Source organism: Pseudomonas sp. D8002 (genome assembly GCF_013385695.1).
GTDB lineage: Bacteria > Pseudomonadota > Gammaproteobacteria > Pseudomonadales > Pseudomonadaceae > Aquipseudomonas.
This window is the reverse complement of the sequence record NZ_JACAPM010000055.1, coordinates 113690-128926: the sequence shown is the minus strand read 5'-3', so window position 1 is coordinate 128926 and position 15237 is coordinate 113690. Positions and strand designations below refer to the sequence as shown.

13 protein-coding genes are annotated in these 15237 nt (G+C 61.2%); 6 read left to right on the top strand and 7 right to left on the bottom strand.

The window, feature by feature from the left end; all coding sequences use genetic code 11:
* Positions 1–228 precede the first annotated feature (228 nt).
* Genes HX807_RS28835 through HX807_RS28825 form a run of 3 tightly spaced genes read left to right on the top strand, consistent with a single transcriptional unit; the run spans position 229 to position 3794 of the window.
* On the top strand, positions 229–888 hold the full coding sequence (locus HX807_RS28835) for a paraquat-inducible protein A (RefSeq protein ID WP_017478595.1): 660 nt from the start codon (positions 229–231) through the stop codon (positions 886–888).
* Positions 875–1498, top strand: a complete 624-nt coding sequence (locus tag HX807_RS28830; protein WP_003214366.1) for a paraquat-inducible protein A — start codon at positions 875–877, stop codon at positions 1496–1498. The genes HX807_RS28835 and HX807_RS28830 overlap by 14 nt, the downstream gene beginning before the upstream one ends.
* Positions 1491–3794, top strand: a complete 2304-nt coding sequence (locus tag HX807_RS28825; RefSeq protein ID WP_003214369.1) for a PqiB family protein — start codon at positions 1491–1493, stop codon at positions 3792–3794. The genes HX807_RS28830 and HX807_RS28825 overlap by 8 nt, the downstream gene beginning before the upstream one ends.
* 170 nt (positions 3795–3964) lie before the next feature.
* On the opposite strand, the gene mksF is transcribed toward HX807_RS28825, so the two are convergent.
* The 3 genes from mksF to mksB are packed head-to-tail and all read right to left on the bottom strand — an operon-like array spanning position 3965 to position 8776.
* Positions 3965–6805: an Mks condensin complex protein MksF gene (gene mksF / locus HX807_RS28820; RefSeq protein WP_008437530.1), complete on the bottom strand. Its 2841-nt coding sequence runs from the start codon at positions 6803–6805 to the stop codon at positions 3965–3967.
* Positions 6802–7509 carry an Mks condensin complex protein MksE gene (gene mksE / locus HX807_RS28815; protein WP_003214375.1) on the bottom strand — a complete coding sequence of 236 codons (708 nt, stop codon included), beginning with the start codon at positions 7507–7509 and terminating at the stop codon, positions 6802–6804. Before mksE ends, mksF begins: the two co-directional genes overlap by 4 nt.
* On the bottom strand, positions 7499–8776 hold the full coding sequence (gene mksB / locus HX807_RS28810) for an Mks condensin complex protein MksB (protein ID WP_003214377.1): 1278 nt from the start codon (positions 8774–8776) through the stop codon (positions 7499–7501). The genes mksE and mksB overlap by 11 nt, the downstream gene beginning before the upstream one ends.
* 206 nt (positions 8777–8982) lie before the next feature.
* Between mksB and HX807_RS28805 the strand changes: the two genes are divergently transcribed.
* Both HX807_RS28805 and rimI read left to right on the top strand, forming a co-directional pair.
* The gene (locus tag HX807_RS28805; RefSeq protein ID WP_177051863.1) at positions 8983–9720 is read left to right on the top strand and encodes an energy transducer TonB; all 738 of its coding nucleotides are present in this window, start codon (positions 8983–8985) and stop codon (positions 9718–9720) included.
* Positions 9713–10165, top strand: coding sequence for a ribosomal protein S18-alanine N-acetyltransferase (gene rimI / locus HX807_RS28800; protein ID WP_003214382.1), 453 nt, complete (start codon positions 9713–9715; stop codon positions 10163–10165). Before HX807_RS28805 ends, rimI begins: the two co-directional genes overlap by 8 nt.
* 135 nt (positions 10166–10300) lie before the next feature.
* Here rimI and HX807_RS28795 read toward each other — a convergent pair whose 3' ends face one another.
* On the bottom strand, positions 10301–10705 hold the full coding sequence (locus HX807_RS28795; RefSeq protein WP_003214383.1) for a hypothetical protein: 405 nt from the start codon (positions 10703–10705) through the stop codon (positions 10301–10303).
* Between the two features lie 150 nt (positions 10706–10855).
* Between HX807_RS28795 and can the strand changes: the two genes are divergently transcribed.
* On the top strand, positions 10856–11500 hold the full coding sequence (gene can / locus HX807_RS28790) for a carbonate dehydratase (RefSeq protein WP_003214385.1): 645 nt from the start codon (positions 10856–10858) through the stop codon (positions 11498–11500).
* On the opposite strand, the gene HX807_RS28785 is transcribed toward can, so the two are convergent.
* The 3 genes from HX807_RS28785 to acpA all read right to left on the bottom strand — a co-directional run bounded on the left by HX807_RS28785 (position 11497) and on the right by acpA (position 15185).
* Complete coding sequence (locus HX807_RS28785) at positions 11497–12021, bottom strand: hypothetical protein (protein WP_003214386.1); 525 nt, start codon at positions 12019–12021, stop codon at positions 11497–11499. The genes can and HX807_RS28785 overlap by 4 nt on opposite strands.
* Before the next feature lie 171 nt (positions 12022–12192).
* Positions 12193–13362 (bottom strand): hypothetical protein, encoded by a 1170-nt coding sequence (locus tag HX807_RS28780; RefSeq protein WP_003214388.1) that lies wholly within the window; start codon positions 13360–13362, stop codon positions 12193–12195.
* A 122-nt stretch (positions 13363–13484) separates the two neighbouring features.
* Positions 13485–15185, bottom strand: a complete 1701-nt coding sequence (gene acpA / locus HX807_RS28775) for an acid phosphatase (protein WP_177051859.1) — start codon at positions 15183–15185, stop codon at positions 13485–13487.
* Positions 15186–15237: the final 52 nt, after the last annotated feature.

Genomic DNA, 15237 nt, shown 5'->3' with positions numbered 1-15237 from the left:
GCAGTCAGGGGTTTTGTTTTGGACGGTCGGAAAGTATGGCGAGCGTGCTGGCGAAAAACTCCAACGGTAACGCGGGCTACCTGATGCCACGCATTGGTCTAAATCCCCTCGTCCCAATCCCCCCTCGCGCGCACAAACGCTACTGAATCCCCCGACAAATTTGCACAGTTATTTCTGAACCAGAACACTAGAATAGGCACCTAATCTTTTTTAGAGTCCGAGCCCTATATGCCCGACCCGGTTGATACCCTTGAGGTGTCAGACTTACCGCTGGACGAACTGGTGGCATGCCATGAGTGCGACCTGCTGATGCGCAAGCCGGAGCTTGCCCGCGGTGAAAAGGCCCAATGCCCACGCTGCGGCTACGAGCTGTACGCTCACCGCCACAACGTCGTTGAACGAAGCCTGGCGTTAGTGATTGCCGCGCTGCTGTTGTACGTCCCCGCGAACTTTTTACCCATCATGCAGCTCAATCTACTCGGGCAGTCCTCGCAGGACACCGTGTGGACCGGCGTGGTCGGTCTGTTCGACACCGGTATGCAAGGCGTCGCCGTGGTGGTGTTCCTCTGCAGCATGGGCATTCCATTGCTCAAGCTCCTGTGCCAACTGGCGGTATTGCTGAGCATCCGCTGGAACATCGGCCGTAGCTACGGTCTGCTGTTTTATCGCATCTACCATCATCTGAAAGACTGGGGGATGCTCGAGGTCTACCTGATGGGCGTGCTGGTGGCGATCGTAAAGCTGGCCGACATGGCCACCATCACCGTTGGGCTGGGCCTGGCCTGCTTCGTAAGTCTGTTAATGGTCCAGATACTGCTGGAGGTGGTCATGTCACCTCACCAGATCTGGGAAGCGCTGTCAGGAGAGGATGCTCATGCGGGCGATTGATGCGGGCATTCTGATCTGTACCGAATGCCACGAACTAAACAAACAAGACCCGGACACCGACGAGCAAACCTGCACCCGTTGCGGCGCGCTGGTCCACGCCCGTCGTCCGAACAGCCTGACGCGCACCTGGGCGCTGCTGATCACGGCAGCCATCTTGTACATCCCGGCCAATTTGTTGCCGATCATGACCGTAAGCTCCCTGGGCCAAGGCGATCCGAGCACCATCATGTCCGGCGTGATCCAGTTGATGCAGCACGGCATGTTCCCGATCGCCGCTGTAGTGTTCATCGCCAGCATTCTGGTGCCCACCTTCAAGCTGGTGGGCATCGGCTTGTTACTGTTCTCGGTGCAGCGTCACCAGCCACTTTCCGCGCAACAACGCATTATCATGTACCGCTTTATCGAGTTCATTGGCCGTTGGTCCATGCTGGATATCTTCGTGATTGCCATCCTGGTGGCGGTCGTAAACTTTGGGCGACTTGCCAGTGTCGAGGCCAATCTCGGTGCCGTAGCGTTCGCCAGTGTGGTGATCTTGACGATGCTTGCCGCAGTAACTTTTGATCCCCGACTGATTTGGGATAACACGGAGTCGGACGACGACCATGAGTGATTTGCCTAAGGCTAAAACCCGCCCAGCTTCCAACTGGTCGGCCATTTGGGTGCTGCCCCTGATTGCCCTGATCATCGGCGGCTGGTTGGGGTGGCGCGCCTACAACCAGCAAGGCATCGAGATTCAGGTTCGCTTTGAAAGCGGCGAAGGCATCCAGGCCAACAAGACCGAAGTGGTCTACAAAGGCATGTCCGTGGGTAAGGTCAAAACCCTGGCCCTGGATGACGAAGGTAACAATCGCGGGGTGATTGCTACCATCGAGATGAACAAGGATGTGGAGCAATACCTCAAGACCAACACCCGCTTCTGGCTGGTCAAGCCAAGTGTCAGCCTGGCCGGGATCACCGGCCTGGAAACCCTGGTCTCGGGTAACTACATCGCCGCCAGCCCAGGCGATGGTGAGCCGACGCGCAAGTTCAAGGCCCTGTCCGAAGAACCGCCTTTATCCGACGCCAAGCCCGGCCTGCACCTGACGATCAAAGCTGATCGACTCGGCTCGCTGAACCGTGGCAGCCCGGTGTTCTACAAGCAGATCCAGGTCGGCCAGGTCAAAAGCTACCTGCTCTCCGAAGACCAGACCACCGTTGAAATCAAGGTCTACATCGAGCCGACCTACGCCAGCCTGGTGCGCAAACACACGCGTTTCTGGAACGCCAGCGGCATCAGCATCGACGCCAACCTTTCCGGCGTAAAAGTCCGCAGTGAATCCCTGGCCAGCATCGTTGCCGGCGGTATCGCCTTCGCCACGCCGGAGAATCGCAAGGACAGCCCACCGACGGACCCGAGCCTGCCGTTCCGCCTGTACGAAGACTTCGATGCAGCCGCGGCGGGCATCAAGGTCAAAGTCAAACTCACCGACTTCGAAGGCCTCCAGGCGGGCCGCACCCCGGTGATGTACAAAGGCATCCAGGTCGGCAGCCTGAAGACCCTGAAGATCGACCCGGACCTGTCCAGCGCCAATGCCGAGTTGACCCTCGACCCACTGGCCGAAGACTACCTCGTCCAGGACACCCAATTCTGGGTGGTCAAGCCGTCTATCTCCCTGGCGGGCATCACCGGGCTGGAAGCGTTGGTCAAAGGTAACTACATCGCCATCCGTCCCGGCGACAAGGGCACCGCGCCACAACGGGAGTACGTCGCCCGCGCCAAGGCGCCGCCACTGGACCTGCGTTCCCCCGGCCTGCACATGGTGCTCTTCACCGACAACCTCGGCTCCCTGGATGTCGGCAGCCCGATCCTCTACAAGCAGGTCAAGGTCGGTTCCGTGCAGAGCTACCAGTTCTCCCGCAAGAACAAGCAACTGGTGATCGGCGTCCATATCGAGAAAGAATACGAAGGCCTGGTCAATGGTTCGACCCGTTTCTGGAATGCCAGCGGCGTGACCCTGACCGGTGGGCTTACCGGCGGCATCCAGGTGAAAAGCGAATCCCTGGCCAGCCTGATGGCGGGCGGTATCGCCTTCGAAACCCCGGAGCCGAATGTGCCGCTGAAAAAGCGCATCCCGCGTTTCCGTCTGTTCCCGGATCGCGAAGCCGCCAACCAGCACGGTACGTTGGTGACCATCAAGGTCGACCGCGCCGATGGCCTGCGCCCGGGTACGCCAGTGCGCTTCAAGGGCCTGGACGTAGGCAAGATCGAAAGTGTCGACCTGAGCGCCGACATGCAATCGGTGCTGCTCAGCGCGCGTATCACCCAAGTGGCCGACCGCATTGCACGGGCCGGCAGTCAGTTCTGGGTGGTCAAGCCTGAACTGGGCCTGATGAAAACGTCGAACCTGGAAACCCTGGTGACCGGCCAGTACATCGAAGTACAGCCAGCGACCAAAAGCATCGGCCCACAGAAGAGTTTCGTCGCGCTGGACAAGCCGCCAGAAGCCGTTCATCAGGAGGAGGGCCTGAGCCTGGTACTCAGCGCCGCACGCCGTGGCTCGTTGAAGGAAGGCGTTCCGGTCACTTACCGCGAAGTCACCGTAGGCAAAGTTACCGGCTACGAGCTGGGCCAGACCGCCGACCGTGTGCTGGTTCACATCCTGATCGAGCCCAAGTACGCGCCTCTGGTGCGCAGTGGCAGCCGGTTCTGGAACACCAGCGGCTTCGGGCTCGACTTCGGCTTGTTCAAGGGCGCGACTGTTCGCACTGAGTCCCTGGAGACCCTGGTCGCCGGCGGCATCGCCTTTGCCACGCCGGACGGCGAGCGTATGGGCAACGCTGCACGGCCCCAGCAGACCTTCCCGCTGTTCGACAAATTTGAAGATGAATGGCTGACCTGGGCGCCTAAAATCCCACTCGGCAAATAGACCGAGGCGCGGCCTTCGCGAGCAAGCCCGCTCCCACATTTGACCCAGTTCCCATTGAAGGAACCCGATTGAATGTGGGAGCGGGCTTGCTCGCGAAGAGACCCTCAAGAACACAAAAAAAAGGCCGCGATCCAGAAGATCGCGGCCTTTTTGCATTTCAGCGCAACTGATTAAACCTCATCCAGCTCCGGCTCATCCGCCTGCACATTCACCGTTGCCTTCACCACATCGTGACGACGGATGTACTTCCAGTCCGCCTCATCAATGTAGATCCCGTTCGGCCCGCTGCCGCCTTCCAGGTCGATTGCCACCTGGGCGGAAACCTGCGGCTTCACACTCGCCAGAATCGGCACGAAGCCCAGTTGCAAGCTGGTCTCCAGCAATGCCGCCTGGTTCTTCTCATCGATGTCCGCGGCTTCATCGAGGTAGTACGGCAGGCGCACACGACCGGCCTGGTCGCGGTCCATCAAGTGCAGCAACAAATACATGTTGGTCAGCGCCTTGATGGTCATGGTGGTGCCGTTGGAGGCGGCGCCATCGATGTCGGTGTGAATGATCGGCTGGCCGTTGACCTTGGTGATCTCGAACGCCAGTTCGAACAAGTCCTTGAGGCCCAACTGGTTATGGTTGGCCGCAACCAGGCGCGCCAGGTATTCCTTGGCTTCCTCGTTCTTGTTGTCCTGCTCGGCGCTCTGGCTCAGATCGAACACCGACAGGGTTTCGCCTTCTTCATACTGACCGGCACTGTGGATGATCTGGTCGATATGCTTGAGGGCTTCCTTGTTCGGCGCGAGCACGATGCGGAAGCTCTGCAGGTTGGACACCTGGCGCTTGTTGATCTCACGGTTGAACAACGCCAACTGGTGCTCAAGGCTGTCGTAGTCGCTGCGGATATTGCGCAAGGTGCGCGCGATATCCGTGACCGCCGCCCGCCGGGCCTTGCCCAGGGTCAGGGCTTCATCGGTACGGTGCGCGTAAGCGTTGATCAGCAGATGCAGGCGGCGCTCCATATCGTCTTCACTGTCGAACTTGGCCACGCCCTTGAGGCGCACCTGTGCGTACAGCGCGTCGATCTGGCCATCAGCGCGCAGCAGGCCTTGCCAGCTGTCCTGGTAGTCATTGAGCAGCGGCAGCAGGTTGTCCATGGAATCGTCGACCGGGTCCATGAACGGCGTACCAAACGGCAAGTCTGCCGGCAGCAACTGGCGACGACGCAATGCGTCATCCAGGGTGCGCTGCTTGGCTTCCATATCACCAATCTGCCGGCCTACCAATTGCAGCTTGGCCGACAGTTGCTGGACGCGCTCGGTAAACGCATCGCTGGAGCGTTTCAATTCGTCCTGGGCCGCTTCCATCTGCGCCAGGCTTTCCAGCTTCTCGCCTTCCTCGGCGCTCAGGGTTTGTGCACGGCGGAAATCTTCCAGCGCCTTCTGCGCGTCCAGTACCTGTTGGTACAGCGCTTCAGTCTGGGTCTTGCTCGCCGCGCGGTCGGCCGCCACGGCTTGCTGGGTTTTCAGTTGCTTGAGTTCTTTTTCCAGACGCTCTTTCTGGTCGCGCAACGCGGCGCGGTCAGCCAGTGCCTGCAACGCCGGTGGCTCGATGTGCGAGATGTCGATGGCCAGCCCCGGCACTTCAAAACGCTCGCCCTTGAAGCCATCAAGGATCTGCTCCAGGGATTTCACCCACAGGCCGTCCTCGTCCAGCGTGATGCCATGCTCACCCAGCGGCAAGCTGAACAGCGAACTGTTGAACAGGCGCATCAGACGCTCGACATCCTGCTGCGAGAATTCTTCCCGCAGCTTGGCGTAGCTGTTGTTGTCGGCGTGATCGAGTTGCTGCTTCACCGACTTCAGGCGTTTTTCCAGGTCCCGCAGACGTTCGTCCAGATCCTCGGCGCTGAACTGACGCGACTGCGCCAAGGCCCCGGCCAGTTCATCGTGAGCATCCTTGGCGGCCAGCAGTTGCTGCTCCAGCACCTTGACGTCATCCACCAGCGCGAAGCGGTGCTTGAGCACCGACAGCTCACCCAGCCATCGCTGAATCCCGCTGATTTCCCGCTCCAGGCGCATCAGCTCCTGAGTGCCGCCGCGCTGGTCGTTCTGCAGCGAATCCTGCTCGTTGCGGTAATGCTCGGCCTGGATCGTCAGCTCTTCCTTGCGCGCACTGGCGTAGTCCGACCAGGTGCCCAGCAACGAATCCAGCAGCGGTGAGAGGCGATGCAGCTTGCCCCGCAGAATGTCCCGCTGCTTCACGCCGTTGGCCAAGGCTTCTACCAGGGGGCCGGCAGCCACCAGCGAGTTGTAGTCCTGCTCCATGCGTCGTACATCGCGGAAGGCTTCTTCGCACGCCGCGATGTAATCGACACTGCCGGAACGCAGGCTGTGTTCGAACGCATCCAGAAACAGCTGCTTCAACTTGGCCGCGGTGATTTCCCGCATGTGCAGCAAATTGATAAACAGCGCGCGGAAGGTCTTCAGGCTCTGCTCGCTGGTGGAGCGCAGCGGAATCAGGGTCAGGTCCAGCGGGATCGACGTATGGCCGCCCACCAGCAAACGTCGCAGCTCATCGGGCTTGAGCTCATAGGCTTTCAGGCCTTCGCGCTCAAGGTTGGTGAACAGCTCTTTCTGGCGCAGGCAGGTGTCGTTCTTCTGGTAGTGCGCCAGGTCCAGCTTGCCGGCGTAGGCAAAGAACTGGTGACCGAAACCACCGCCCGGGCCGCGACCGACCACGCCGATCACGTGCGGGCCATGGGGAAGCGAGACTTCCACGAGGATGTAGCTGGTGTCGGTGGCAAAGTAGAAACGCCGGGATTGCTCCAGGGTGTACTTGCCGAAACTCATGTCCGACATGCGCGCCAGAATCGGGAACTGCAAGGCGTTGATCGACGCCGATTTGCCGAGGTTGTTCGCGCCGTACACCGACAGCGGTTCTTCCAGCGGGAACAAACCCAGGCTGTAACCGGCGGTGTTCAAAAGGGCGAAGCGGCGAATGCCGTAGCGTTCCTTGCTCATGCGTCGGTCTCCTGTTCTTCGGCAATGGCGCGGGCCAGGGCGTCTTCTTCGCTTTCTTCTGCAAAGTCACTCAAGTCCAGCGGGTCATCGGTCTTCAGCAGTTTTTCATCGCTGTCTTCGTCGATGATCACCGGGGCCGGCAACGGCAATACGCTGTGGATGCTCGCGGCCAGGTCGCGGTCTTGCTGGACCGAGAGGCACACATCGAGGAAGCGGTGCATCGGCGGCAGGAAGCGGTAGATGCCGTTCTCTTCACCGGCAAAACCCAGCTGGGTCATGCGGCGCATGATTTTTTCTTCCAGTTCCTCGACGGTCTGCACTTCGGCCTGGATAAACAGGTCGCGGTACTTTTCCAGCAACGACGGCAGTTCGTCACGGCCCAGGCTGCCACCGTCGAGCACGGCGATCGGGTCGCGGCCCTGGTCGGCCAGGTGCTCGACGATGATGAAGGTGAACAACGCCAGGCGCTGGGCGGTCTTGTTGACCTGCGCGGCGGCCACGGCCGAGTCCGGCACGAAGTAGTAGAAACCCCGCGTGTCGCACACCAACTCAAAGCCCAGGGCCTTGAACAACGTGCGGTACTGGTCCTGGAAGTTCGACAGTTGGGCGTACAGCTCCGGGTCGCGGCGGCTGACGTGGTAACCCTTGAACAGCTCGCGAAAGATCGGCGCCAGCTGGGACAGTTCGGATAGATCAAGATGCATGAGGGGTGCTCGCAGAATTCCCGGCCGTATCAATACTGGCTGGAAGCAGGGCGAATGAGCGCAGGCTGACCTGGTGCTCGTGAGTGTGGTAATCCCGTCGTTCCAGACGTTCGCGCTTGAAGCGTTTTTCCCGCGACAGGCGTGAGAACCAGTACAGCAACTCGTCGGTTGCGCCGTCCGGTTCCTGCTCCAGCAGCCAGGTCATCAGGTCCGGCATCGGCAGTGCGTCTTCACAGCGCTCGAGCATTTCCTTGACCGTGCGCGGTGCGCGAGGGGCTTCGCCCTTGTGGGATTTATGCGCCTTGGGGAAACGCGCCGGCTTCGGTTCGAAGTTGGCCAGGGCGTACACGTAGGCTTCGACCTGGCTGGCACTGCCGAGAAAGGTGCTTTGCGGCCGGGTGAACATCGGCATCGCCGCTTGCGGCACCGCGTCCAGGCCCTTGCGGCGAATCGCCGACAAGGCCAGCGCCGCGCCCCGGGTCACGGCGTTGTGCCGGCGTGCTTCTTCCCGCAACGGCAGCAGCAGTTCCCGGGCGTGACGCAAGGTCAGTTGGGCGCTGGTCTGCATTTCGAGGATGCGCGCGTGGGTGCGCAGCAGCATGTCGTCGTCCACCAGGTGGCCGAGGCGCTGCTGCTCGGTAAGCATGCGCAACAGTACGTTTTCCACCTTGCGCACGCCTTGTTCGAAGGCGCCGTCGGCGTTCACCAGTTGAATCATCGGCTCGACGTATTCGTCCCAGGTCGCCAGTACTTCGGCGTAGCGCTGGCGCAACGGGATCTGCCGGTCGCTGGTCTTGGCGCGATCGGCCACGGCAGCGAGGGCCTGTTCGTCGTTGGCGAGTTTTTTCAGCACGTCGCGCACGCGCATGTCCAGCAGGCGCAATTGGCGCGCCAGGTCATGGCCGTCGCGGATGTCGAAGGCGTCCTGGATATAACCCGCCAGGCGCTCAAGGTGGCGCAGGTAGGCTTCGATTTCCAGGCACAGGCCTAGCCGGTGCTCCTTGCGAAGATACGCCAGGAAGTCGTGGATCTGTGCGTTGAGCTCGAAACGGTTCGGGCTCTTGGCGACAGGCACCAGGATATCCAGGCGAATCCACACGTCCAGCAGGCTGGTGATGTCCTGTGGCGTGCTGTCCAGTTGTTGGGCGGCCAACTGGGCGCGCAGTTCGCTGAGGCTCAGGGTGCCTTGGTCGAAGTGTTCGCACAGTGGCTCAAGCAGGGCCCAGTGTTCGGCGAGGGCGCGCAAGACGCGCTTGGGTTCGATCATCGGAATGGCCGGCTGGTTAGCGATTAAAAGCAGCGATTGTACTGCATCGGTGCCGGGATTTATCCACAGCCGGTCGTGAGGCGCTCACCGGAACGATCAACTGCGGGCGATCTTCGTCGAAGGGCGGTAGAATCCCTGTTCTTTAGTTATCCACAAGTGGCCGACCTTTGCTTATCGAGTCCCGACGTCGCGCTTACTTGACCGCCATGCAGGTGGTCAACTGGCTGCCGCGCACTGAATTACCGTTCGCCGCCCCTTCGCGGCCCGAGCTGCTGGAGGCCCCGGAACCGTTCGAGGCTTTCGAGCCTTCGGGTGAGGAGGCGGCTGCGCCGGTGCCGCTGGTCAAGCCCGTGGCAGAAACCCCGGTGGTCCGGCCAAAGGTCGAAGTGCCGCGCCCGTCGCCGGTGGCCAAGCCGGTCGCCGCCGAAGAGGCGCCTGCCGTGGTCAAGGCTCCGGTCGTACCGCCGCCACGCTTTGCCCTGCAACTGCTGCGGGCCGGGCGATGCCTGCTGCTGGTGGAGTTACCCACAGGCGAGCGCTTCCAGGCCCGCGACCCGGCCTATCTGCTGCTCAAGGACATGTTGCGCGCCGCCGGCCTGCCCGACAGTCCGCAAATCGTTGGCGAGCCGGTGCGCTGGCCGCTGCTGGCCCGGGGCACCATGGACCAGGGCCCGGAAGCTGCACGGGATTTTGTGCAAGGTTTTGTCTCGGCGCGCCTGGAAGACGAACCCTGCGTGTGCCTGTGGCTGATCGGCCTGCCCGCCGTGCGTTTTGCCGGCGAAGCGAATGCCGAGGCCTGGTACCGCGAACTGCAGGTCGAAGGCCTGGGCTCCGTCTGGGCCCTGCCGGGCCTGGAACTATTAATGGAAGAGCCACAGCGTAAGGCTGATGTCTGGCAAGCCATGCGCCGGCTGATGGCGCGCTGGAAAAGTACCGATGAGTGAAGCTTTATCCTTCCGCCCGATGACCGAGGCGGACCTCGACGCTGTACTGAAGATCGAATACGCAGCGTTCAGCCACCCCTGGACCCGCGGTATTTTTCTCGACGGGCTGGGCAAGTACCAGATCTGGCTGATGTTCGAAGGTGAGCAGCAGGTGGGTCACGGGGTGGTGCAGATCATCCTCGATGAAGCGCATTTGCTGAACATCACCGTCAAGCCGGAAAACCAGGGCCGTGGCCTGGGCTTGAGCTTGCTGGAGCACCTGATGTCCCGGGCCTACGAGGCCAAGGCGCGGGAATGTTTCCTGGAAGTGCGCGACAGCAACACCGGCGCGTTCCGGCTGTACGAGCGTTATGGTTTCAACGAAATTGGCCGTCGGCGGGATTATTACCCCGCCGTCGGTGGCCGCGAAGATGCGGTCGTGATGGCCTGCACCCTGGTCGACTAAACATAGGGCCCAATGTGGGAGCGGGCTTGGTGGGAGCGGGCTTGCTCGCGAAGGCGATGGTCCAGTCGCCAGATGTAATGACTGACACACCGCCTTCGCGAGCAAGCCCGCTCCCACATTCAGTTCGGCAGGGTGTCAGCGGTTGCCGTCTACTGGATCGATATCGGCCAACTCGGCCTCATCCAGGCCATTGCCGCCGCCGATCTCGTCTTCATCGACGATACTCAAATCGTAATCCGCCGGATGGTCTTCACCTGCTTCCTGTGCATCCCGCGCGCCATCCTCATGGATCAGCGTTTCCGGGCTCATGTCATCATCGGTTGAGTCATGATCGTCAGTGGAAGCACCGGTCATCCCGGCTTCGCGCACCCGTTCGTCGGGCATCAGGTGCTCACGCTCCCGTGGCGGAATCTCGTCGCCGATTTCCGCAGTCGGTTCCTCCTTGTCAAAATCCAGCTCGCGCATTTCGCCCATGCGATCTTCGTTGTCATCAATCGGTTCCGGCTGTGTAGCGCCGTAGGGACGTCGTGATTCAGTCATGGCGATTCCTCATACTGTGGGGCTTATAGTGTGTGGACAGGCATGGCTCCCCAAGATTCAAGAAATTGCCGCCGGCTATCTTTATTGTTGGCGTGACCCGGACGGGCGGTCGAGTGTCAAAACTGCGCATCATTCCTGAGGCTTTCCCTGATGAACGAACTACAAGACTTGCTTGATAACAACGAACGCTGGGCGGATGCGATCAAACAGGAAGATCCCGAATTCTTCGCCAAGCTCGCCCGCCAGCAAACCCCGGAATACCTGTGGATCGGCTGTTCCGACGCCCGCGTGCCGGCCAACGAGATCGTCGGCATGCTGCCTGGCGACCTGTTTGTGCACCGCAACGTGGCCAATGTGGTATTGCACACCGACCTCAATTGCCTGTCGGTGATCCAGTACGCAGTCGACGTGCTCAAGGTCAAACACATCCTGGTGACCGGCCACTATGGCTGCGGTGGCGTACGCGCCTCGATGCAGGACAACCAGTTGGGCCTGATCGACGGCTGGCTGCGCACCATCCGTGACCTGTACTACGAAAACCGCGACGTGCTGGCCCAGTTGCCTACGGAAGAGGAACGCGTAGACCGCCTGTGCGAACTGAACGTGATCCAGCAGGTGGCCAACGTCGGCCACACCAGCATCGTGCAGAACGCTTGGCACCGCGGGCAGAGCCTGTCGGTTCATGGCTGCATTTACGGGATCAAGGACGGCCGCTGGAAAAGCCTGAACACCACCATCAGTGGCTTCGAGCAACTGCCGCCGCAATACCGCCTGCGCCCGCTGGGTGCGGTCTAAGGGCTTTTGCGTTCGCGCCACTGCTCCATGAATTGCTGACCCTCGGGATTCAACGGCTCCTTCATGCCGGTGATCCAGCCCCGACAGTTGAGCTCGCCGCACTGGCAGCGAAACTGTCGGAACAATACGTCCTCGGTGTGGGCGTAATCCATGGTCAGCAGGGCGCCAGCGGGAATGGGCTGAACGGACCACAGTTCCAGGTATGTCATGTCGAGAAACGCGTTCGGGTTGCATGAATGCGAAAGCAGGCCGCTGAACCAAGGGTCGTACAAGTGGATACGCGAGGACATCTGCACCGTATGCAGGCGCCGCTCATTCAATGCGTAGCCGGACACCCTGGCGATACACAGGCGGCTGTCAAAGGCGACGCGGGTCTTGATCCCGTCGCCTGAACCGTCTCGGGTACGCACCACTTCATAGTCGCGAGCGCGGGGGTAGCCGTGTTCGGCGAGGGCGGTCGCGAACGGGTAAAGACACTTGCTCACAGCGGTTTTAGCCTTGTCCATGGCTTGAGTTTTCATGACTCTCCAGGAGGGGCTGCATCGACCTGCCGGTGGTGTCTTGACTGCCAGTCTTGCAGCGGATGGGCGCGGCTCAAGACTCGCTTAAGTGGGAACCAATTTCTACTGTCAAATCTGACAGTAGAAATTGGCTATCTTTTATGTAGGAAAATGCCCTTCTTGCAGCCTGCTTCAGAGCGCCGGTGCTTCAATCGCCGGTTCTGGCACGGCGCTTTTCAATTGCCTCAGCTGGGTTTTGATCGCCGGCTGGGCACACTTGGCGTTCGCTTGATCGGGCGTCAGCTCGCGGATAGAGGTGTAGAACAGTTCGCAGGTCTGCTCCTTGCGCGTTACCTGCCAGGTGTTCATGCAGCCTTTGAGCTGCACATTCGGATCGCTGGCGGGCTTCTGGCCCATCGAGGCCTGCCAGCAGGCGGCGCTCAAGTCCTGGCCCATCACCTTCAAACCGGCCTCGTCGGCCTTTTGCTCGTCACCGTCATAGGTGTCGGGGTTGGCGGCATACCAGATGTAGCTCGGGTGATTGGCGCCCAGTACGGCGACCTGGCTCCCGACGGCCGGGCTGATTTGCGCCAGGCCCAGTACGGCAACGGTTTGCCCGTATTGCTGCTTGATCCAGCTGCGCACCGGCGCGCCGAAGGCCACCATCGGCAACGCGCCGCCCGCGTGCTGGCTCAGCTCCTTGACCATCCGGGTCTGGTAGTCGGTGAAGTAACCGTAGACGCCTTCCAGGTCCTTGCCCGCCGTGGCAGGGGCGGCGATCGGGGCGATGTCGATGATGGTCTGGTACTCCGGCGTCTGGGTCGCCGGGATGCCGTTGGCCGTGAGCAAGGTCGCCCAGCGGTCGGTGGTGGCCGACTCCAGGTAGTCCTGGAAGTGGGTCAGGGAATAATCCGGCGGGAAGTGCAGCAGCTCGATGCTCTTGCGGTTTTCCAGGGCCATGCCCAGCGGCAGGAACAGGTACCAGTTGAACTGCCACTTGCCATCGCCATTGAGTTTGCTGGCGCCCTGGTAAGCCAGGTCGGCGGTATCGAGCAAGGTGGTCAACGGCTGGCCATAACCGTCTGGCACACCGCTGAACGTGGCCAGCACCTGGTCATGCTCGGTCTTGACGCTGACTTTGGCCCGGCTGTAACCGTCGCGTTGCAGGCTCTGGTTCAGGTAGTGCTCGACGGTCTGTTCCAGCGTCCAGGGACGAAAACAGATGACGCTGCAATTGTTCGGGTACGCGAACAACTGGGTGACCCGTTGCGGGGTACCCAGCGGTACGGTGATATCAGCCTGTACGACCGCACTCAAGGTCAGTGCGGCCAGGGTGAAGGACAACCTGGTGAGTTTGAACATGGATGGTTCCCTGTCAGCGAAAGCCCGTCTGCGCGGGGTGAATGCCCACCCTCACACAGTAGCGGTTGACCGGGAAAAGCGCGTAGAAAAACTGCGCGCTTGTCGCTTTTGAGCAAGTGCGTCTACACCTTGAAGTGCAGGGCGTTGGTCAAATCCCCCATGGGCTTTTGGCCACGCGCGGTCATGGCGTCGTCACGCTGCTTGAGCCCGTCGAGGGTTTCCAGCTGGAACACCCGGGTGATCAGACGCAGGATCGACGCGGTGTCGTAGACGGTATGGTCCACCGTGCCCTTGCGCGCGAACGGCGAGACCACCAGTGCCGGAATCCGCGTGCCCGGGCCCCAACGATCGCCTTTTGGCGGTGCAACGTGGTCCCACCAGCCGCCGTTTTCATCGACGGTGACGATCACCACCATGTTCTTCCACTGCGGGCTTTCCTGCAGCACCTTCAAGGCGCGGGTGATATGCCGGTCGCCCGAAGCGACGTCGGCGTAACCGGCGTGCATATTCAGGTTGCCCTGGGGTTTGTAGAAGGTCACCGCAGGCAGCTTGCCGGCCTGGGCATCGGCGAAGAACTTGTTGGTGCTGGCGTCATCCCCCAAGCCGCCATCGCGCAGGCGTTTATTGCGCTCAGCCGGGTTTTCCGGGCCTTGCTGCTTGAAGTAGTTGAAGGGCTGGTGGTGGTACTGGAAGTTCGGAATCTTCGGAATGCCGCCCGAGTCCTTGAACTGATCCAGCGTTGCTTGCCACGCACCGGCGTACCAGGCCCAGTCGACGTTCTTTTTCGACAGTTTGTCGCCGATGTGCTCGTGGGTTTGTGGCACCAGCACGTTAGGCAAGTCGGGCTTGGAGTAATCCGGGCGCTCGGGGTCGCGAATCCAGGTAGGCCAGTAAGGCGGGGCCAGGGTGTTCACGCCGAAACCGTCCGGGGTCAGTGCGCTGGGGCCGAATTGCGGCGGGCCGGTCATGGCGCTGGCCGGGGACTTGTCCAGAGGCTTGAGGCGCGGGTCGGTCGGGTCGTCGCTTTGCAGCGTGGCGATCTGTGCCTTGGCCACCGATTGCGCAGCGTTTGGGTACACCGGCGGGGTGGCGCTGATCAGGTATTGGTGGTTGAGGAACGAGCCGCCAAACGCGCCCTGGAAGAAGTTATCGCAAAGCACAAACTCCTTCGCCACGTCCCACAAGCGCAGGGCGTAACGGCTCTGGGCGTAATGGCCCATCAGCAGGCCGCCGGAGTCGCCCCAGGCGACGAACGCATCGTTTTTACCGCCATTGATCTGCATCTGGTTCTGATAGAACACGTGCCACAAATCCCGGGTCACCAGGCTCAGGGGCTGGTCTTCGCCATTCGGGCCTTTGAGGGCGAACGGAGCGTTGGGCAGGTTTTCCTGGTATTGCACTTCGCTGGGGTACGTGACGCCATCCACGGTCTGCGGGCCAACTTGCAACACGCCGCCCCATGTCGGGGGCAGGGTGCTCAGCAGGCTGCCGTCGCGGTCGCGCTGTTGATAGTCCGCAGGGGCGAGGGCCGACAATGGTTTCTCGACCCCGGGGAAATCAGCAAACAGGTTGTTGAAGCTGCGGTTTTCGGCGTAGATCACCACCACGGTTTTAACCTGTTCGTGCAAGGCCTTGTCCAGCTCTTGCGGCGTCAGCGGGTGATCCACCGGCTTGCCGGGTGCCTCGCTGGTATTGCCGCAGGCACTCAGGGTCGCACCCACGCCCAGCACGGCCGCGCCTCCCAGGAAGCGCCGCCGGCTGGTGTCGACTGGCGGTTTGGCTTCAATGTCTTGGGAAGGGCGGTCTTTGTGCTCGTCGCTCATTGCGGGGAGTCCATGCAGGTTAGTTGTTGCAATATGTTTCGCCGGAACGGTA